This window comes from Pantoea sp. CCBC3-3-1, assembly GCF_007981265.1.
Classification (GTDB): domain Bacteria; phylum Pseudomonadota; class Gammaproteobacteria; order Enterobacterales; family Enterobacteriaceae; genus Erwinia.
In genome coordinates this window covers 3,034,907-3,054,725 of the sequence record NZ_CP034363.1, presented here as the reverse complement: position 1 = coordinate 3,054,725, position 19,819 = coordinate 3,034,907, and the positions used below count along the sequence as shown (strand labels likewise).

Annotated in this window: 17 protein-coding genes and 1 tRNA gene; 6 read left to right on the top strand and 12 right to left on the bottom strand. The window is 54.2% G+C overall.

Annotated elements, in window-relative coordinates; genetic code table 11:
• Nucleotides 1-96: 96 nt before the first annotated feature.
• From EHV07_RS14420 to EHV07_RS14375, 10 genes are all read right to left on the bottom strand, one after another.
• Nucleotides 97-1,077 (bottom strand): ABC transporter ATP-binding protein, encoded by a 981-nt coding sequence (locus EHV07_RS14420; RefSeq protein ID WP_147198704.1) that lies wholly within the window; start codon nucleotides 1,075-1,077, stop codon nucleotides 97-99.
• The gene (locus EHV07_RS14415; RefSeq protein WP_147198703.1) at nucleotides 1,074-2,054 is read right to left on the bottom strand and encodes an ABC transporter ATP-binding protein; all 981 of its coding nucleotides are present in this window, start codon (nucleotides 2,052-2,054) and stop codon (nucleotides 1,074-1,076) included. Before EHV07_RS14415 ends, EHV07_RS14420 begins: the two co-directional genes overlap by 4 nt.
• Complete coding sequence (gene opp4C / locus EHV07_RS14410) at nucleotides 2,051-2,998, bottom strand: oligopeptide ABC transporter permease (RefSeq protein ID WP_168199679.1); 948 nt, start codon at nucleotides 2,996-2,998, stop codon at nucleotides 2,051-2,053. The genes EHV07_RS14415 and opp4C overlap by 4 nt, the downstream gene beginning before the upstream one ends.
• A complete protein-coding gene (locus EHV07_RS14405) occupies nucleotides 2,998-3,957 on the bottom strand; it encodes an ABC transporter permease (RefSeq protein ID WP_033783607.1) in 960 nt (319 codons plus the stop codon). The genes opp4C and EHV07_RS14405 overlap by 1 nt, the downstream gene beginning before the upstream one ends.
• Nucleotides 3,958-4,010: 53 nt before the next feature.
• On the bottom strand, nucleotides 4,011-5,672 hold the full coding sequence (locus EHV07_RS14400; RefSeq protein WP_147198701.1) for an ABC transporter substrate-binding protein: 1,662 nt from the start codon (nucleotides 5,670-5,672) through the stop codon (nucleotides 4,011-4,013).
• A 315-nt stretch (nucleotides 5,673-5,987) separates the two neighbouring features.
• On the bottom strand, nucleotides 5,988-7,037 hold the full coding sequence (locus EHV07_RS14395) for an LLM class flavin-dependent oxidoreductase (protein WP_147198700.1): 1,050 nt from the start codon (nucleotides 7,035-7,037) through the stop codon (nucleotides 5,988-5,990).
• A gap of 23 nt (nucleotides 7,038-7,060) precedes the next feature.
• On the bottom strand, nucleotides 7,061-8,011 hold the full coding sequence (locus tag EHV07_RS14390) for an aliphatic sulfonate ABC transporter substrate-binding protein (RefSeq protein ID WP_147198699.1): 951 nt from the start codon (nucleotides 8,009-8,011) through the stop codon (nucleotides 7,061-7,063).
• Nucleotides 8,008-8,862, bottom strand: coding sequence for an ABC transporter substrate-binding protein (locus EHV07_RS14385; protein WP_147198698.1), 855 nt, complete (start codon nucleotides 8,860-8,862; stop codon nucleotides 8,008-8,010). Before EHV07_RS14385 ends, EHV07_RS14390 begins: the two co-directional genes overlap by 4 nt.
• Nucleotides 8,859-9,992: an LLM class flavin-dependent oxidoreductase gene (locus tag EHV07_RS14380; RefSeq protein WP_147198697.1), complete on the bottom strand. Its 1,134-nt coding sequence runs from the start codon at nucleotides 9,990-9,992 to the stop codon at nucleotides 8,859-8,861. The genes EHV07_RS14385 and EHV07_RS14380 overlap by 4 nt, the downstream gene beginning before the upstream one ends.
• 529 nt (nucleotides 9,993-10,521) lie before the next feature.
• Nucleotides 10,522-10,597: transfer RNA gene (locus tag EHV07_RS14375), tRNA-Asn, on the bottom strand.
• A gap of 504 nt (nucleotides 10,598-11,101) precedes the next feature.
• Here EHV07_RS14375 and EHV07_RS14370 point away from each other — a divergent pair.
• The 5 genes from EHV07_RS14370 (at nucleotide 11,102) to cbl (ending at nucleotide 16,960) form a co-directional block, all read left to right on the top strand.
• Nucleotides 11,102-12,025, top strand: coding sequence for a sugar ABC transporter substrate-binding protein (locus EHV07_RS14370; RefSeq protein WP_147198696.1), 924 nt, complete (start codon nucleotides 11,102-11,104; stop codon nucleotides 12,023-12,025).
• A 13-nt stretch (nucleotides 12,026-12,038) separates the two neighbouring features.
• Complete coding sequence (locus EHV07_RS14365; RefSeq protein ID WP_147198695.1) at nucleotides 12,039-13,523, top strand: sugar ABC transporter ATP-binding protein; 1,485 nt, start codon at nucleotides 12,039-12,041, stop codon at nucleotides 13,521-13,523.
• A gap of 31 nt (nucleotides 13,524-13,554) precedes the next feature.
• A complete protein-coding gene (locus EHV07_RS14360; RefSeq protein WP_371419694.1) occupies nucleotides 13,555-14,568 on the top strand; it encodes an ABC transporter permease in 1,014 nt (337 codons plus the stop codon).
• Between the two features lie 378 nt (nucleotides 14,569-14,946).
• The gene (gene nac, locus EHV07_RS14355) at nucleotides 14,947-15,864 is read left to right on the top strand and encodes a nitrogen assimilation transcriptional regulator NAC (protein ID WP_147198693.1); all 918 of its coding nucleotides are present in this window, start codon (nucleotides 14,947-14,949) and stop codon (nucleotides 15,862-15,864) included.
• 136 nt (nucleotides 15,865-16,000) lie between these two features.
• On the top strand, nucleotides 16,001-16,960 hold the full coding sequence (gene cbl, locus EHV07_RS14350) for an HTH-type transcriptional regulator Cbl (RefSeq protein ID WP_147198692.1): 960 nt from the start codon (nucleotides 16,001-16,003) through the stop codon (nucleotides 16,958-16,960).
• A gap of 73 nt (nucleotides 16,961-17,033) precedes the next feature.
• Here the strand turns inward: cbl and EHV07_RS14345 are convergent, their stop codons facing one another.
• Both EHV07_RS14345 and EHV07_RS14340 read right to left on the bottom strand, forming a co-directional pair.
• On the bottom strand, nucleotides 17,034-17,435 hold the full coding sequence (locus EHV07_RS14345) for a type II toxin-antitoxin system VapC family toxin (RefSeq protein ID WP_147198691.1): 402 nt from the start codon (nucleotides 17,433-17,435) through the stop codon (nucleotides 17,034-17,036).
• Nucleotides 17,435-17,707 (bottom strand): type II toxin-antitoxin system Phd/YefM family antitoxin, encoded by a 273-nt coding sequence (locus EHV07_RS14340; RefSeq protein WP_254446249.1) that lies wholly within the window; start codon nucleotides 17,705-17,707, stop codon nucleotides 17,435-17,437. The genes EHV07_RS14345 and EHV07_RS14340 overlap by 1 nt, the downstream gene beginning before the upstream one ends.
• Nucleotides 17,708-17,998: 291 nt before the next feature.
• Between EHV07_RS14340 and EHV07_RS14335 the strand changes: the two genes are divergently transcribed.
• Nucleotides 17,999-19,456, top strand: a complete 1,458-nt coding sequence (locus EHV07_RS14335) for an NAD-dependent succinate-semialdehyde dehydrogenase (RefSeq protein WP_147198690.1) — start codon at nucleotides 17,999-18,001, stop codon at nucleotides 19,454-19,456.
• Nucleotides 19,457-19,819 lie beyond the last annotated feature (363 nt).

Here is a 19,819-nt window from a genome sequence, read left to right as displayed (position 1 = left end):
ACGCCTGCCGGGTGACAGCGTGATCAAAGCTGGGGATCGGATATCACTGAGATTAAGTGACCGCCATTGCCATCTCTTTGCGATGTCTGGTGAGGCTTAATCTTTGTTAAACTGAATAAAATGACACGCCACCCGGTGCCCTGGCGACACTTCACGTAATTCCGGCACCGTCTCACGGCACTGCGCTTCTGCCTGCGGGCAGCGTGACGAGAAGCGGCAGCCGGAGGGAGGCCGTGACGGATCCGGAATCTCCCCGTTAATCACCGCGATGGGTTCATGTTGTGGGTCGAGCGTCGGTACGGCGGCCAGTAGCGCCTGTGTGTAGGGATGCAGCGGCTGACTAAACAGGGCGTCGCGGCTGGCTGTCTCCACCAGTTGCCCGAGATACATCACAGCCACGTCATCGCAAAGATGTTCCACCACGCCGAGATCGTGCGAAATAAACAGGAAGGTGACGCCATGGTCATCGCGCAGATCGGAAAACAGGTTGATGATCTGCGCCTGAATGGAGACATCCAGCGCTGAAATTGGCTCATCGGCGATAATAAAGTCCGGGTTGAGAATCAGTGCCCGTGCAATGCCAATGCGCTGGCGTTGTCCCCCCGAGAATTCGTGCGGGAAACGCGGGTAATGCTGTGGAGCCAACCCGCATATCTTCATCACCGCGATTACCCTGTCGTACAACTCCGCTCGGGTGCAGAGTTTATGCGCCAGTAGCGCCTCACCAATGGCATCGCCGATACGCATACGCGGATTGAGGGAGCTGTAGGGATCCTGAAACACCAGCTGGATTTTGGGCCGCAGTGACTGCATTTCCCGCGCCGTCAGCGTCGACAGGTCCTGCCCCCGGTACTTAATCGTGCCAGCGGTTTTATCATGTAACCCCAGCACTGTGCGGCCTACGGTAGTTTTGCCGCTGCCGGATTCGCCGACAAGACCGAAGATGGTACCCGGGCGGATGCGAAAGCTGACACCGTCAACGGCACGAAGCTGCCCGGTTTCCTGACCAAACAGGCCATCGCGTATCGGGAAGTGCTTCTTCAGCGCGTCCACTTCAATTATGTATTCAGAACTCATGCGAAAGATTCCACTTTTTCACGGTGAAAACAGGCGGCCTGCCGCGCTGTACCCACCAGCGGCGGTATGCCTGCCCGGCAGATTTCACTGGCGCGATCGCAGCGGTCAAAAAAAGCGCAGAATGCGGGCAGCGCGGCAAGGTCCGGCACCTGGCCGGGGATGGAGTAGAGCCGACGTCGCCGCTCGCCGGGAACCGGTCGGGAGGCGATCAAGCCCTGGGTATAGGGATGCAGCGGATTACGCAGTACCTCTGCGGTGGGGCCGTATTCAACAACCCGCCCGGCATACATCACGACTACCTGCTCCGCCATCCGGGCAATGACGCCCAGATCATGGGTGATCAGCATCAGCGCCATCTGGCTGGCACGGGCCTGATCGCGCAGCAGACGCAGAATCTGGGCCTGAACGGTGACGTCCAGCGCGGTGGTTGGCTCGTCGGCAATCAGCAGTTTCGGCTGGCAGCTGAGTGCCATCGCAATCATGATGCGTTGCAGCATGCCGCCGGAAAGCTGGTGCGGGTAGCGGGTCATCAGACTCTCCGCGCGCGCCAGCCCGACGCGGCTAATCAGCGCGATCGCCTGCTGCCAGGCGGCTTTAGGTGATTCCCCCCGATGGCGAATCAATGGCTCACATAGCTGCTCGCCAATGGTCAGCACCGGATTCAGGGCGCTCATTGGTTCCTGAAAAATCATCGCCAGCTGGTTGCCTCGCAGGTCGGCCATCCTGGCGGGATTGAGTGTAAGCAGATCCTGCCCCTGGAAGCGGATGGCTCCGCCGTCAATACGTGCGGCCTGCGGCGGCAACAGTCCCATCAGCGACATGGCGGTAACGCTTTTGCCACAGCCGGATTCGCCGACAATACCCAGGGTCTGTCCGGCATGAATAGTAAAGGAGACCTCCTGCACGGCCTGCACACGCCCCTGTTCGGCGGCAAAGGAGACGGATAACTGTTCGAAGGTGATCAGTGGCTGGCTCATTTCTGGCTCCGTTTCATGCGGGGATCGAGCGCATCACGCAAGCCGTCGCCCAGTACGTTGATGGCAACCACGGTGATAAAGATGGCGATGCCCGGTGGCATCCACAGCCACGGGCGACGCTGGAAGTCGATCAGGCTATTGGCGGCATCCATCATATTGCCCCAGGAGGGGGTCGGCGGGACGACGCCAAGACCGAGATAGCTCAGCGCCGACTCGCTCAGAATGGCGTTCGCCACAGCCATCGTCGCCATGACCACCAGAATCGGGATGGTATTGGGCAGCAGATGACCAAACAGGCGGCGACGTGATGACAGCCCCAGTACCTGCGTTGCCAGCATAAAATCACGCTCGCGCAGCGAAAGGATTTGCCCACGCACCAGCCGCGCCAGTTTAGGCCACTCCAGCAGGCTCAGCATGATGACCACCATATAGATGCGCGCATCCGCAGAGAAATCGAGCTCCGACAGCATGGCGCCGGCGACAATCAGCAGCGGCAGGCTGGGAATAGTCATGACCAGATCGGCCAGACGCATAATCAGCTTGTCGGTCAGGCCACCCGCGTAGCCCGATACGGCACCGAGCAGATAACCCAGCGCCACCGACAGCAACATCGTCAGCAGGCCAATGGTCAGCGAAATGCGCCCGGCAAGAAGTAAACGGGTGTAGACGTCCCGCCCCAGGAAATCGGTTCCCAGCCAGTGCTGCACCCCTGGCGGTTTGTTGATCATCAGGGCATCCGTGGCGTCATTCTGCCACGGCGACCAGATCGGCCCCAGCACGCACCAGATCGCCATGACAATCAGTAAAACCAGGCACACCATCGCCAGAGGATTGCGCCGTAATGCCTGCCATGCCTGACGCCACGGTGAGGTCGTGGCCTGGGCCAGTGCCGGTATTACCGCTTTGCGCAGGCGGCGTTGCGTGGAAAAAAGTGAACTGATCATCATGAACTCACCCGAATACGCGGGTCAGCCCACGCGTAAAGCACGTCGGCCAGCAGATTGCCGAGGATAGTTAATACCGCCAGAAACAGCGTGAAACCCATCAGCACCGGATAGTCACGGGCAGCGAGCGAATCGATGTGGATATGTCCTGCACCCGGCCAGTTGAAGACTTTTTCGGTGATGAGGGCACCCGAGAACAATCCCGGCAGCTCAAAGCCGAGCAGGGTAATGATCGGCAGCAGCGCATTGCGTAACGCATGTTTCATGATCACCGTGCGTTCGCGTAAACCTTTTGCCCGGGCAGTGCGGATAAAATCCATTTTGATGACGTCGAGCATGCTGGCGCGAAAATAGCGCGTCAGGCTGCCCGCCTGCAACATCACCAGTGCCAGCACCGGCAGCATCAGGTGGGCCGCCACCTGCACAATATAGGCCCAGCCGCTGTCATCACTGCCGGTGTTGGTCATGCCGCCGACCGGCAACCAGTGCAGATCTACCGCGAACCATTTGATTAACAGCAGGCAGAGAAAAAAGGTTGGAAAAGACATTGCGGCAAACACCAGCACGCTGACCAGATGATCGAACCACGAGTTGGGTTTGATTGCCGACGCAATACCGGCGGCAAGGCCAATTCCCCAGTAAAACACCAGCGCGACACTGGCGAGCAGGAAGGAATTCCAGACGTATTGGTTGAGCAACTGAGTGACAGGAATCTGGTATTGCAGTGAGAAACCCAAATCACCCCGTAACAGCTGGCCGAGCCAGTGCAGATAGCGGGTGAGCAGCGGCTGATCAAGGCCGTAAATCGCCTTCAGCTCAGCCGCGCGTGCGGCGGTCAGCGTCACGTTGCCATCAATAAAGTCACCGGGTGTCTTTGCAAACAACATAAAGATGATAAAAGAGGCAAACAGCAGCATGGGCAGGGTGTTCAGCAGCCGCCTCAGGATAAAATTTCTCATGGTCTTCTCATATCAGCCGTCAGGAAGTCTCGACGGCTGAACAGTGGGCAAGGTTACTTAACGATTTTGACGTCCGGCAGACTGCCGGTCAGGCCGTTATAGATATCCGGTTTAAAGCCGGTCACGCGGGCGCTGCTGGCGGAGAGAATCTGGCGATAGCCGAGCAGGATCACCGGTGGGTCATCTGCCAGCACTTTGTACAGCTGGTGGTAAATCGGTTTGCGCTGTGCCACATCCAGCACTGCATTGCCTTCATTAATCAGCTTATCCACCTGAGGATTGTTATAGCCGGACTCCTTAGCCTCGGTGCTGTAGTAATCCCATACCCCGTCATGCGGATCGTTTAACGTGCTGGTACTAAAGGACGCCAGGTCGTAATTGCCCGCTTTGCGCTGGGCCATCAGCGCATTGAAGTCCACCACCTGGGGTTTCAGCAGCACGCCAATTTGTTGCCAGTCCTCTTTGGCGATCGGGATGAGCGCGTCGTTCAGCACTTTTTTGCTTGCCAGTAAGGTCAGTTCAAGACGTTTGCCGTCCTTTACGCGAATACCATCGGAACCGGGTTTCCAGCCCGCCTCATCAAGCAATTTTTTCGCCTGTGCCGGATCGTATTTGTAGGGATTCACGCCGTCCGGGTTATATGCCCAGGAGATGGGCGCGATAGGTTCGATAGCAACCTTGCCATACCCCTGGTACACCACATCAATTAGCTTCTGACGATCCAGCCCATAAATCAGCGCCTGACGCACCTTCGCGTCCTGCAACGCCGGGCGGCGAACGTTGAACTCGACTTTACTGTAATCACTGGACCCGTAGAGGTTGATATTGGCAAAGCCGAGCAGTTTCAGCTGTTCAATATCATCCGGTCGTGAAGTAAAGGCGTCGTAATCCGTTTCACCGGTCTGGAACAACTGGAAATTGGTTGAGGGGTTAGTGACGCGATAAATAAAACGAGGCGTTGGCGGTGTGCCACGATAAAAGTGGCTATTGGCATGAAAACGAATTTCCTGCCCGGGGATGTATTTGTCATAGACATAGGGGCCATTGCCCAGCGGTTTGCCATGCAGTGTGCGCAGATAGTCAAGATTGCCACGCTGATAGCCTTTGCCGTAATAAGCTTCCGACAGCACCGGCCCGCCAATTTTTGCCAGTGTGGTTGCGCCGGGTTGTGTGGTGGTGATCTGGAGCGTGAGGGGATCGATGACTTTCAGGCCACTGACGCTGTCGGCTTTACCTGCTTTATATTCCGCGCCCCCGGCAATATTCGCGAGGGTGATGTCGGTGTCACCATCATATTTCGGGTCGTACAGGACGGTAAGGGTAAAGGCGACGTCTTTGGCGGTGAGTGGGGAGCCGTCGCTGAACGTCAGATCGGGGCGTAGCTTAATGGTATAGACGTTGTTATCCGGGCTTACCGACCAGCTTTCCGCCAGACCCGGCACCAGATTGCCGTGGCTGTCCCAGTCAATCAGGCGTGAAAAAATGACGTTGGTGACATTTTCATCCCAGCCGTTGACAAAAAAGTAAGGGTTAAAAATCCCCTGAGGTTCAGAAATGCCCGCGACCACCGTGTCTTTGCGCAATTTCGCCGCTGCCGGAATCTGGCTGGAATCGGTGGCCGGGGTGATACCCTCTTTTAGGACATCGTCGGCAAACGTCATGGCGCTGAAAGCTGCCAGACTGCTGAAGAGTGCTATTTTAAGTCTGAACTGCATGCTTTGTTTGCTTATTAAACTGACCAAAAGAGATCCCTCAAAAATATAATGGCAATGTTCATTTACAAAAACTGAAAATTAATCTTCCCCGGATCCGGTGTCTAACAATCAAACGCTATAACAAATAACGAAATGTCCTTATGTTATTTATGGATAAGCTTGGAAATAATTTTCTTTATTACAAGAATGCGACTCAGATCAACGTTACGGCACAATAAAAAGAGCGGTTACGAATCCGGACGTCCGTGCTATTTTTAACGCGTTAAGCCGGAATGCCGCGGAAAGGACATTTGCCGCTGACTTTCATTGTGGATTTCAGTCGGGCCCAACGTGTGAGACATGCGGCAGTGCTGTCCAGCCCAGCTCTGGCGCAATCAGCGTCGCAAAATCGCTAATAATCTGGCTGTACTCCGCATAATGCAATTCATAAGGCAGTTCGATTCTCAGCTCATTCACCAGACGTAAGACGGGATCGTGGAACAGCCGTTCGATAATCTGCTCCGCACTGCCCACGATATCCTGAGAGAACAAGGTGCGTCGGGAGCCCTGAGGTGCCAGAGTGCGTGGATAGCGGCTGGCGGCAAACTGCTGATAATGTCTGCGGGTGGTGGCATCCGCACTGTCGGTGGGAATGATGACGCGTCCCAGGGCGATGCGCGCCGCACGCCGACCGGAAGCCGCAAGGTTTTCACGATACAGCTGGATTTGTGCCCGCTGCGCCTGGTAAAAATCGTCCGTTTCTTCACCGGAGGTGAGATTGCCTGCGAGCAGATTAAACCCGTGGCTGCCTGCCCAGCGCGCCGAGCGAAGTGATCCTCCGCCGTACCACAATCTGTCGACCAGACCGGCGGCAAAGGGCTGAACACGCGGGCGTTGCGTATTACCGGGTGAGAGAATGACCGTATTATCATCGCCGAAGAACCGGCCACTCAGGTTATCGCGCAGAGTCAGGACGCGCTGGTAAGAAAAATCCTGCTGCTGCCAGGCATCACCCCAGACAGAATGACCGATTAACTCAAGATGATTGGGCGCGCCTGCGCTCAGGCCGACATTCAACCGTCCCCTTGCGAGAATATCCACTGTCGCCAGATCTTCGGCCAGACGAAATGGACTCTCATAACCCATCTGAATCACGGCGCTGCCCAGTTCTATCTGGCGGGTACGTTGCGTGGCGGCCGCGAGAAAGGTGCTGGCTGACGATACGCCATGCTCCAGATGACGCTGTCGTACCCATGCACCGTTAAAACCCAGCTGTTCACCGCGTTCGAACAGCTGCAACGTCTGTTCAAGACCCTGAAGCGGAGCATCATCAGGATAATTCCCGGGTGTCAGAAACGAGATATGCGAGATAGCCGGTTGCGTCATTCTGTTTCACTCATAACGGGGCTTTAAGGCGTCAGCGTGACGACATGCTGGCGAATATCTGGATGGCTGACAATCAGACCCTGTTGCTTATACCAGTCGGCTATATGCCCGATATGGGTTATCGCGGCGTCATCGACCGGCGTGATGGGAACGGTGTTGACCTTGCCCAGCAGTGCCGCCAGTGTGTTTCCCTGCTGCCCCATTTGTGAAGCCCAGATCTTACCTGCCTCAAGCGGATGGGCTTTGGCCCAGTGGTTCTCTTGCTGCAATACGTCATAAACCCAGTTAAGCACTTGGGGGTGCGCCTGATAAAACGCCTCGCTGACGAAATAACCTGCTGCATTTTCCGAACCAATCTGCTGACCCGTACTCAGCTGGCGGGCGTCATAACTCTGTCTGGCCAGAGAGAGGAAGGGGTCCCATGTCGCCCAGGCATCGACATGTCCCCCCACAAATGCCGTACCGGTGTCGGAAGGGCTGAGATAAACTTTGGTCACCTCCTGCTCCGGAATCCCGGCACGATCCAGCGCGCGTGAGAGCAGATACTCGCCGGTCCCGCCTTTATTCACCGCCACCTTTTTGCCGCGCAGATCCTGCAATGAATGGATATCACTGCTATTGCGTACCACAATCCCTTCACCTTCGGCGGGCATGGCCTGATAAGCAAAAAAACGCAACGGCAAACCCGCAGCGATGGCGGTAACAAACGCTGTGGAGCTGCCGGTGGTCATGTCAATTGAACCGGCATTTAACGCTTCATAAGCAGGGGCGGCAGCCGCAAACGGGCCCGACCAGACGACGTTCACCTGATGCGCGGCCAGCGCTTTTTCCAGCGTTCCTTTCTCTTTAGCCAGCGCTAAGTCCGTGGGGCCACGCAGAAAACCAATGCGCAGCGTGAGCGGTTCAGTCGCCATTGCCATCCCGGCACACAGTATCAGTGCAGCAACAGCGGTACGGGGTATCCAGCGGGTCATATCTGTCTCCTGGCGTTCAGGGATAAAGCCATCGGGATGAAACCCACGGCAAAAAGATCGTCAGCCTGCTGCTGCTGTTCGGCTAACAGAGCGTCACTGGCAGGGGTGATACCCCAGGGACGCCCGCGTATTGTTTTCAGCCACTCATCAGGCAGGATGGCCGGGTTGAGCTTGTCGGCAAGAATCTGCGCGGCGGCTACCGGATGCTGCTCAATCCAGGCATCATTTACGCGCAACTGTTTCACGATCCAGGCGGCGACTTCGGGGTAGCGTTGCTGCCAGGCGGCACGCGTCCAGAACAGTGAACGGTTAATGATTTCATCGCCGACGGCGGAGCGCGCAACGACATCCTTTATCTGTAACGCCCGAGTCAGCCAGGGATCGATTGCCAGCCAGCCATCAATGTCGCCATTGAGTAAGGCAGTCATGGCATCCTGCCCCTGCAGGTCCAGCAGGGTGACATCGGTGCGGCGCAGGTTCTGTTTTTGCAGCAGACGCGCCAGAAAATGATCGGTGAAAGAACCGGGCATGCCCGTCAGTCGCTTACCACGCAGCGAGGAGATAGCGTTGCTTTGCAATGTCAGCAACGCGCAGTTGTTATTACGAGGCGGCGAGCTGGCGAGATAAGCGACGTCCAGCCCGGTGGCCTGCGCACTTATTGGCGGGGTTGATCCGGTGCCAACCACATCGACCTGTTCATCAACCAGCCACTCGCCGCTGCGTGCGCCCTGGGTATAGTCGAACCATTCCAGCTGCCAGCCCCGGTCTCTGGCGGCAGGTTCGATGACACCGCGATGGCGCAGAATAAACAGCGAGAGATTACTGGGATGGCTTCCCAGACGGATTTTCATTGCGCTGGATCTCCACTTCCGACCGGACGATCCCACAGATTTCCCCAGGTAAAGGTATTCTTTGCCGCGTCATCCGGCGGGGTGAGTGACAGTCGTGGCATCACCAGTTCGCTAAAGCGATAGGCTTCCTCCAGTAAGGGGAAACCGGACAGGATAAACACCTCAACCCCCGCCTGCTGATAGGCTCGCAGGGTGCGTTCTACCGTTTCCGGACTGCCGACGATAGCGGTGCCAGGTCCGGGACGCACCAGGCCAATGCCCGCCCACAGTCCGGGGTAGATCTCCAGCTCGCGCGGATCGGCGGGTTTCTGGTCATTGTGCAGAGCACTCATACGGGACTGGCCTACGGAGTCTGAACCGCGGGCCAGGTGCTGCCGGGCGGCAATGGCGCTGTCGTCCATCGAGGCATAAAGCGCGTCTACCGCCTGCCACGCAAGCTCATCGGTTTCACGCACGATCACATAAAGACGAATGCCGTAGCGTAACTGGCGATGGTGTTTATCGGCTCTGGCTCTCACCTGGGCGATTTTCTCTGCGGCCTGCGGCGGTGTTTCCCCCCAGGAGAGATAGGTGTCGATGTGCTTTGCCGCGACTTCCTGTGCCGCTTCAGAGGAGCCACCAAACCACAGCGGTGGCGGGGGATATCCGCCATTGCTCAATGCCAGCCTGGCGTTCTCAATATCCAGGTGTTCCCCTTTGAAGCTGACATTTTCTTCATTAAGCAGGGGACGTAACACCTGCAAAAATTCGTCACTGAGATCATATCGGGCATCATGATCCAGGTGCATGCCGTAAGCGCCCAGCGTATTTTTATCACCGCTGACCACGTTGAGCAGCACCCGGCCTTTCGAAAACTGGTTAAACGTCACGGCCATTTTGGCAAGCAGGGTGGGTGAGATCAGACCCGGCTGGATAGCAATCAGGAATTTCATGCGTTCGGTATAGGGAATAAGTGACGCCCCCAGAATCCAGGGATCATGTGCACCGGTCGCCAGCAGCGCGCCGGTAAAACCCAGATGATCTACCGCGCGGGCGACCTGCTGGAAATAGGCGTAGTTGACCTGCCGGCTGCCGGAGGCGGCCCAGGGTTGATGACCGTCTGGCGCGGTCAGATACCAGTAAATTTCCACGGTGGTTCTCAAAGCAATACAAACAGGAACCAAAGGAATAACAAAGGGTTATTGCGAGGGGAAATACTAATTATGGCAAAGTTTATCCATATCCAGGCTTAAGGTTATTTATCAACCCGGATTGGGAATGTTGTTAAAATAAACGCGACCTTAAAGGGCGTTGTTTATTCGTTATTAACAGTGATTCGCTTTAACGTCATATTTTGACGCTTTACGGCGTTAAATAAGGCATCAGCAGGTCGATATCATTGGCAGGAGATACTGATTGCGCTTTTTTGTCAGGCAATGTTGTCCGGGGTGGGTATCAGTTACCCGCTTGCCCATTTCAGGCTGGCATCATCACAATCAGAGTTTATTAAAGAGAGAACAGGCTTCGCCTGATAAAAGAATGATGACGCATCGCGGCTTGCTTTCCCTGTGAGTTATTCTCTGTGGTGTTGACTGTCATTGAACATTTGTTGTGGAACATTTGAACAGATGTCAGAAAAGAAAAAAGCCCGCTCAGTTTCCTGAGCAGGCTTCTCGAATTTGGCTCCTCTGACTGGACTCGAACCAGTGACATACGGATTAACAGTCCGCCGTTCTACCGACTGAACTACAGAGGAATCGGTTAGTGGGGCGAATATTAGCGATGGCCCCGAAGGATGTCAAAGGGCGATTGCAACTTTCCCGTCTGAACGCCTGTAAAACCAGCAATCTGCCGTTTTTGCCGCCCGAATGAACAAAATCCAATCTCATGCGCCAGATCCCACTTTGATGCGATTGCCGCACTGATGTTAGAGGTCTGTCAAATTTTCGTTATTTGTCATTTTTAAAACAGCCATTTCGGTGCTTTCATAGTAAATGTTTCAAACGTGTTAATTATGAAACAAACAAACTGGCTTGCCGTGAGCTTCAGAAAAGCCTCAAAAAGTGAAACGCCATTTTGAATTTAATTTATTGATTAAAAAAGATTAAATGTAAGATCACTCGCTCTGTAGCGACGCTTGCAAGACGTTTTAAAACCTGTGGATTCTCATAAAGTCGCCGGTGAAGTTGAGTGAATGTAAAAGATATCTTTCATTCGAGGTCCAGCCAGCCGCGCATGCTAACGATAAAAGGGCCCTGCCATGAACGTGAAACACAAGATTTTAGCATCGCTGTTAGTGTGTCTGTTACCGGTTGTCTGCCTGGCGAAAGATCTCCAGATCGGCGTATCGATGGCCTTGTTCGATGACAACTTTCTGACGATAGTTCGCACCTCAATGCAAAAGGAGATGCAGAAAGAGCAGGTTAAAGGCCAAATCGAAGATGCCAAAGGGGATGTCGCTCAACAGTTACAGCAGGTACAGAATTTTATCGGGCAGGGCGTTGATGCCATTATCGTTAACCCGGTCGATACCAACGCGGTTAAGCCGATTATGGATCAGGCCAGTAAGGCAGGGGTTCCGCTCATCTTTGTTAACCGTCGCCCCGCGGCAGAACTGACTGGCAAAATGGCCTACGTCGGTTCGGATTCCGAGCTGGCCGGTCGTCTGCAAATGGAAGCGCTGGCGAAAAACCTCAATTACAAAGGCAACGTCGCCATTCTGTTAGGCGATTTGGCGAACGAATCTACTCGTGAGCGTACGAAAGGCGTTAAAGCCGTAATCGCTAACTATCCCGGCCTGAAAATCACCCAGCAGCAAACCGCTAAATTCACCCGTAACGATGCCGTCGATGTGGTCAGTAACTGGCTGACCGCCGGTGACGATATCCAGGCTATCGCGGCTAACAATGATGAAATGGCCATCGGTGCCCTTCAGGCATTGGGGAAAAATGCGTCTCACATCCTGGTTGCCGGTGTGGATGGTACGCCTGACGCCTTGCAGATGATCAAAAATGGCAAAATGGTCGCTACCGTTTTCCAGGATGCCAAAGGGCAGGGCGAAGGCGCGGTGCAGACGGCGGTCAAACTGGCGAAAGGTGAAAATGCTCAGAAGCTTGTCGATATCCCATTCCAGCTGATTACCAAAGAAAATATGGCGAAGTTCACCACCATGAATCAGAAATAACCCGAGGTGATATATGGTCGCATATGCGCTGGAAGCCGAAGGGATCAGCAAGTTTTTCCCGGGCGTAAAAGCCTTAAATAATGTCTCTCTGCGCGTTAAGGCGGGCACAGTCCACGCATTGATGGGTGAGAACGGGGCGGGGAAATCGACGCTGATGAAATGCCTTATTGGGATTTATCGACCCGATGAGGGCAAGATCCGGGTTAAAGGTGAGGCGGTGCAGTTTCAGGACACGCTGGATGCGCTACGTTCCGGGATCTCAATGATCCATCAGGAACTCAACCTGGTGCCTTATATGACCGTGGCCGAAAACATCTGGCTGGGCCGCGAGCCGATGAAATACGGTTTCGTCGACCACGGAAAGCTGAACAAGCTAACGCGTGATTTGCTAAGTAAGCTGAATATCCGCCTGAAGCCCGAACAGCAGGTGGGAGATTTAAGTATTGCGGCACAGCAGATGGTCGAAATCGCCAAAGCGGTCTCGTGGAATGCGGATGTGGTGATTATGGATGAACCGACTTCAGCGCTGACCGAAACAGAAGTCTCGCATCTGTTCGCCATCATTCGCGATTTACGTGAGCAGGGCAAAGCCATCATCTATATCAGCCACAAAATGGATGAGATTTTTACTATCACCGACGAAGTAAGCGTTTTTCGCGATGGTGCATGGGTGGCCAGCAATACCACCGAAAGCTATACCCGCCAGTCGTTAATCACCCAAATGGTGGGACGCGAGCTGACCCAGCTGTTCCCAAAATTCAATAATGATATCGGTGAAGATGTCCTGACCGTACGCAACCTGCATCGCAAAGATGTTTTTCATGACATCAACTTCAGCGTTCGCAGAGGAGAAATCCTCGGCGTTGCCGGCCTGGTTGGCGCGGGACGCAGTGAAGTGATGGAAAGCCTGTTTGGCATGACCAGCCTGGACGGCGGCGAAATCCTGATTGATGGCGTGCCGGTTAACATCGATTCTCCTTCAACGGCAATTGAAAAGGGGCTGGCGTTTCTTACCGAAGATCGCAAGAAGTCCGGGCTGTTTCTGGTGCTGTCGGTAATGGAAAACATGAGCATCGTCAACATGCCGGAATACAGCAGCAAAGCGGGCTTCGTCAGCCATATGCAGATGGCGAAAGATTGCATGGAGCAGATCCGCCGGCTGAATATTAAAACGCCCACGATGGATCAAATTATCAATAACCTCAGCGGCGGCAACCAGCAAAAAGTGTTGATTGCCCGCTGGCTGCTGGCTCAGCCAAAAGTCCTGATTCTGGATGAGCCAACGCGCGGTATCGATGTGGGTGCCAAAGCGGAAATTTACCGACTGATTAGCGAACTGGCGAACCGCGGTGTCGCCATCATTATGGTCTCTTCAGAGCTGCCTGAAATTCTGGGCATGAGTGACCGGGTGATGGTGATGCACGGCGGTCGCATCACCGGCATCCTCAATAAAGAAGAAGCCGATCAGGAAACCATACTGTCGTTGGCATCCGAATAAGGTGTGAGGTTAAGTTATGAGTGATGTAAAAATGAATACTGAGCGGCAGCCCTCGGCTTCTTTTATCAGCAGTCTGAAAGGTAAATTGCCAAAAGATACCGGCATTTTTCTGGTGATGATCGGCATCGCGCTGATTTTTGAAGGATTTGGCTGGTACGTTCGCGACCAGTCGTTCCTGATGAATCCTAATCGGCTGGTACTGATTATCTTACAGGTGGCCATTATCGGCATTATTGCCGTTGGAGTGACGCAGGTCATTATCACCACCGGCATCGACCTTTCTTCAGGCTCGGTGATTGCTTTAGCGGCGGTAGTGGCCGCCAGCCTGGCGCAGACCTCCGACAGTCTGTCGCCGATGTTTCCCTCGCTGGTCAATATGCCTGCCGTTGTACCGATAGTCGCGGGCATTGGGGTTGGCTTCCTCTGTGGTGTAGTGAACGGCGTATTAATTACTAAAACCGGTATTCCCCCCTTTATTGCTACGCTGGGCATGATGGTCTCGGCCCGCGGCCTGGCGCAGTACTATACGCAGGGCAATCCCATCAGCTTTCTCTCCGACAGCTTTACGGCCATTGGTCAGGGGGCGATGCCGGTTATCATCTTCCTGGTGGTTGCGGTGATCTTTCATATCGCGCTCAAACATACCCGCTACGGTAAATATGTTTACGCCATTGGCGGCAACATGACCTCGGCGAAAGTCTCCGGTATTAACGTCAATAAATACCTGGTGATCGTCTATACCATTGCAGGCGGCCTGTCCGGGCTGGCCGGCGTGGTGCTGGCAGCGCGCGTCAGTAGCGGACAGTCCAGCATGGGTATGTCGTACGAACTGGATGCCATTGCCGCAACGGTGATTGGCGGCAGCAGTTTAATGGGGGGCGTAGGGCGGATTACCGGAACGCTGATCGGCGCAGCGATTTTAGGGCTGATCAAAAGCGGGTTCACCTTTGTGGGTGTAGACGCTTACGTGCAGGACATTATCAAAGGCATCATCATTGTCAGCGCCGTTTCAATCGATATGTACCGCAACCGTAAAAAACGCTGATCCTGTCTGAAAGTCTGCCGGAGACGCGCGTGCTCCGGCTTTCATGAGCTTTTCAACGCCAAAAGGTCGGTTTCCGGGCAGAGAGGTTATACAAACGCGCAGGTGTAAACGTTAACATGCACACCCTGATAGCATTTTTCGCACCATCGCAGTGCAGACCCATGTTGCGCCTTTTCCTCCACACTATGAATAAAATTGATTACTCCCCCGGTGATAATCAGATTCTCTTATTAAACCGCCTGTTAGCGACCTTACGCATTGCCGGGTGCTTATTTGGCAACTTCTGGCATGACGCTTGCAATAACATTCCCGTACCAGAGAGAAAACTTATTTCTTACCGCCATAGCAATGGCATTCGGGATCCGTGACGGAGGCAAAATGAACTTAAGACGACTGAAGTATTTTGTAAAAATCGTCGATATCGGCAGCCTGACTCAGGCAGCAGAAGTGCTGCATATTGCACAGCCTGCACTCAGTCAGCAGGTCGCGACGCTGGAGAATGAACTGGACCAGCAACTGCTGATCCGTACCAAGCGTGGCGTGACTCCAACGGAAGCCGGCAAAATTCTTTATGCTCATGCCCGTACCATTTTACGGCAGTGTGAACAGGCACAAACGGCAGTCATTAATGCAGGCCAGGCGCTGAATGGACAGGTCTCTATCGGGCTGGCTCCCGGCACGGCAGCCTCATCGCTTACCATGCCGTTGCTGCACACCGTACGTGAACAGTTTCCAGATATCCTGGTTTATCTACACGAAAACAGCGGCACATCACTAAACGAAAAAGTGATGAATGGCCAGCTTGATATGGCTGTGCTTTACGACCGGGCGCCAACGGCAGGGATCACCAGCACGCCGCTGATGAAAGAGGAACTTTATCTGGTTGGTGCCAGCGACTGCCCGGGACAAAATGTTGATCTGGCCGATGTGGCAGCCATGAACCTGTTCCTGCCGCGTGACTACAGCGCAGTGCGTAAGCGCGTCGACGAGGCATTTTCCTTGCGCCGCCTTAGCGCCCGAATCATCGGTGAAATTGAGTCTATCGCAACGCTAACCGCCGCCGTCTCCAGCGGAATGGGCGTGACCGTTCTGCCTGAGTCAGCCGCCCGCGCGCTGGTCAGTTCTACCAACGCCTGGATGGCGCGCATTAACAGTCCGACGCTGAATCTGCCGCTGTCGCTAAACGTCTCCGCCCGCCTGCCTCTTTCTCCATCGGCCCAGGCCGTAAAAAATATTCTGCTGTCGCTGCTGAACAAGCCGATGGTTGAAGATCGCGAACTGATGTTAGTGAGCTAATCTCGTTGGGCGCGCCACCGCGCGCCTCACTTCTTTATCGCTAAAAAGCATATAAAACCTCTTTTTATTATTTGTTGCTATCAATAAGCGTCATTAACATGACCTAAACCAACAGATAACAGAGGGAGGAGCGCACGTGAATTTTCAGCAACTTAAGATCATCAGGGAAGCGGCACGCTGCGAGTTTAATCTTACCGAAGTGGCGAATGCGCTGTTCACCTCCCAATCCGGGGTCAGTCGCCATATACGCGATCTGGAAGATGAACTGGGCGTGGAGATCTTTATCCGCCGCGGTAAGCGTCTGCTCGGTATGACCGAACCCGGTAAAGCGCTGTTGAATATTGCCGAACGCATTCTCGATGAAGCAGGGAAGGTCCGTCGCCTGGCCGACGTGTTCACCAATGAATCCAGTGGGGTGCTGACTATCGCCACCACGCACACTCAGGCACGCTACAGCCTGCCGAAAGTGATCAAGGCTTTTCGCGCGCTCTATCCCAACGTTCGCCTTGAATTAAATCAGGGCTCGCCGCAGGAAATCGTCTCCATGCTGGTGGCCGGGGAAGCCGATATCGGGATTGCCAGCGAGCAGGTAGTTAATAACCCTTCTCTTGCTGCTTTCCCCTGGTTCAGCTGGCATCATGCGCTGCTGGTGCCAAAGGGACACGAACTGGAGCAGGAACAGCCTGTTTCACTGGCTGCACTGAGCCGCTATCCGTTGATTACCTACCGCCAGGGCATTACCGGCCGTTCGCGTGTTGACCGGGCATTTCATGCGGCGGGACTGACGCCAGATATCGTGCTGAGCGCTCAGGATTCTGACGTGGTAAAAACGTACGTCGAGCTTGGGCTGGGCGTGGGCGTACTGGCCGATCAGGCCTGCCAGCTGGATGAGCACTCTTCCCTGACCAGACTGGAAGCCAAACACCTGTTTGAATCCAACACCGTCTGGCTGGGACTGAAGCGCGGGCAGCTGCAACGCAACTACGTTTGGCAATTCCTTGAACTCTGTAACGCTAATCTTTCGCTGGAAGAGATTAAACGCCAGGCGCTGTCAGTAAACGATGTGCCTGAACCGGTTATCGACTTCCAGATCTGACCGGAAAATTTCCACCTGAAAGCAACAGCGACAAGGCTGTCCGTCAGTGCGGCAGCCTGTCGGCAAGGATGCTTCAGCGGTTTGAAACAAGGGTGATGTAGTCGTCTGCGGACGCAATAAGTTTGCTGTCGTTAGTGACCAGCGGCATTCGGCCGTGCTTTGCCGTCGCGACCAGCAATCGGTCAAAGGGATCTTTATGCAGCTTTTCTGGCAGATCGGCGACCAGTAAGGCATGTTCGCTTTTTACCGCTATCTCTATCAGCCCAGCCGCAAACAATCCGTTTCTTAGCTCGGCAGGATTCACTGAAAAATCAGGCTTGTTTAGCGCACGCTTAATCACTATCTCCCAGATACTGGCCGCGCTGAAACAGAGAGTGTTTTCAGTATCTTCCAGATAATCAGTGACATCCGCATTGAGCCTTTCAGGCGCAAAAGCCATAAACAACAAGATGTTAGTATCCAGTAGTAGTTCCATTACGAATATTTTCCCTCAAATGCATCCTGAATCTCTGGGCAATCCATCTCATCAAAATTGTCCGGAATGCTGCCTTTACCCTTAAGAAAACCCAGCTGGCGTTTAGGCTTCTCTTCCCTGTAGGCAACGATTTTTACTAACGCCTGGCCATTTTTTGCAATGACGACAGGTTCACCTGTGCGGGCAACCTCCTGCACAAGCCTGGAGAGGTGGGTTTTGGCGTCATAGATGTTAATTTTTTCCATAATACTCTCGCACTGCGAATTGAACATTTTTTCACCTTAATCCTCGCTTATGGTTTGGTCAAGTTGGTTAGACTAACTTTACAAATAATGGACGTGAGAGAGTTTTCCTTATTGTGCCGGGAAACGACAAACCCTTTTTCCGGCTGCGTTTATCTTTAGTGAACTTTCTCGCAGCTGAATATCTGGTCTTACATGCTTGCAGCATAAAATTTCGTTTCGCCTCGCAAATCTTGCTGACTGCGGCATGGCTTCTGCGCATAACGCAGCATCCGCTGAAGCGATGCCGGTAGAGTAAAGTGATTACTCAGAGGGGATGATATGTTGACTCAACGCTTGAACGATCCGCAGTTGCTGAAACAGCAGGCCTGCTTTACGGGCAGCTGGCTCGGGGCAGATAACGGCGAAACGCTGCCGGTAATCAATCCTGCCAGCGGCGAAGTCCTGGCAACCATTCCGGCCCTGGGCGCACAGGAAACGGCGCGAGCCATTGAATTTGCTGATTCAGTACGACACGGCTGGGCAAAAACGCCCAATGCCGCGCGCGCGCAGCTGCTGGAAAAATGGCATCAGCTGATCCTCGATAACAGCGACGATCTGGCCGCGATAATGACTGCGGAACAGGGCAAGCCGCTGGCCGAAGCAAAAGGGGAAGTGCTGTACGGTGCCAGCTTTGTTAAATGGTTTGCCGAAGAAGCCCGGCGCATTTACGGTGAAACGATCCCGGCACCCGCCAGCGATCGCCGCATTCTGGTCATCAAGCAGCCGGTAGGGATTGCCGCAGCCATCACGCCGTGGAATTTTCCGATTGCGATGATCACCCGAAAAGTTGCGCCAGCGCTGGCGGCAGGCTGCCCCATCATCGTCAAGCCTTCAGAACTGACGCCGCTGTCGGCGCTGGCGCTGATGGCACTGGCGGAAAAAGCGGGCTTCCCGGCTGGCGTGCTGCAAGTTCTCACCGGGCTGCCGCAGGAAATTGGCGCTACGCTGACCGACAGCCGTAAAGTGCGTAAAATTTCCTTCACCGGTTCGACCCGCGTCGGCCAACTGCTGATGCAGCAGAGTGCCGGGAGTATTAAACGCCTCAGCCTGGAGCTGGGCGGTAACGCGCCGCTGATCGTCTTTGATGACGCCGATCTGGATATCGCCATTGCCGGTGTCATGGTCAGTAAATTCCGCAACGCCGGGCAAACGTGCGTCTGTGCCAACCGCATTCTTGTGCAGCGCGGCATCTATCCTCGCTTTGTCGAACGGTTATTAGCGGAAGTCGCGAAGCTGAGAGTGGGTGACGGCTTTAGCGAAGGAAGCACGCTAGGCCCATTAATCAACGCGGCGGCAGTCAGTAAAGTGAATGCGCATATCGAAGATGCTGTCAGCCTTGGCGCAAGCGTGCTGACCGGCGGCATCAGTCGCGCAGAGGGCACGTTTGTTGCGCCGACGGTGCTGGGCGACGTGACCGCTGAAATGCGTATTGCCCATGAGGAAACCTTTGGCCCGGTCGCGCCGCTGTTTGTCTTCGACCACGAAGAAGAAGCCATTGCGATGGCAAACGAAACGCCTTATGGCCTCGGCGCCTACTTCTTCACGGAAGATATGCGCCGGGCGTGGCGTGTGGGTGAAGCGCTGGAGTTTGGCATGGTCGGCTATAATACGGGCGCCATTTCGCTGGAGGTTGCACCCTTCGGTGGGATTAAAATGTCCGGTATCGGTCGTGAAGGATCCCATCACGGCATTGAAGAATATCTGGAAATTAAAGCGTTCCACTTCGGCAGTCTGTAATCGCTGAAAGCTAAAATTTAAAAAAGCCCACGCTCTTAATCTGAGGTGGGCTTTTTTTTTATGCTGACATAATCCGCCAGCGTTTTTATTTTCACTGCTGTTTCTCATTATTGGTGCAATTTATTTTCTTTTCGCTCCGCAATGGTGCGACGGCAAATAACTTGTAAATCATTAATTTACCTCGAGGTTGGCGTCATGCGATTTTCAGTGGTGATTACGGCATAAAATTTTTTTCCACTCGTTTTTACGCATTTTAATTTTTTTACTGGCTGGCATACTTTCTGCATTAAGTGAATAAGTACCGCAGAAATATTGCATTGTAGGCGTCAGTGAATTATTTCCTCGTCTCGCCGAAAAATAAGG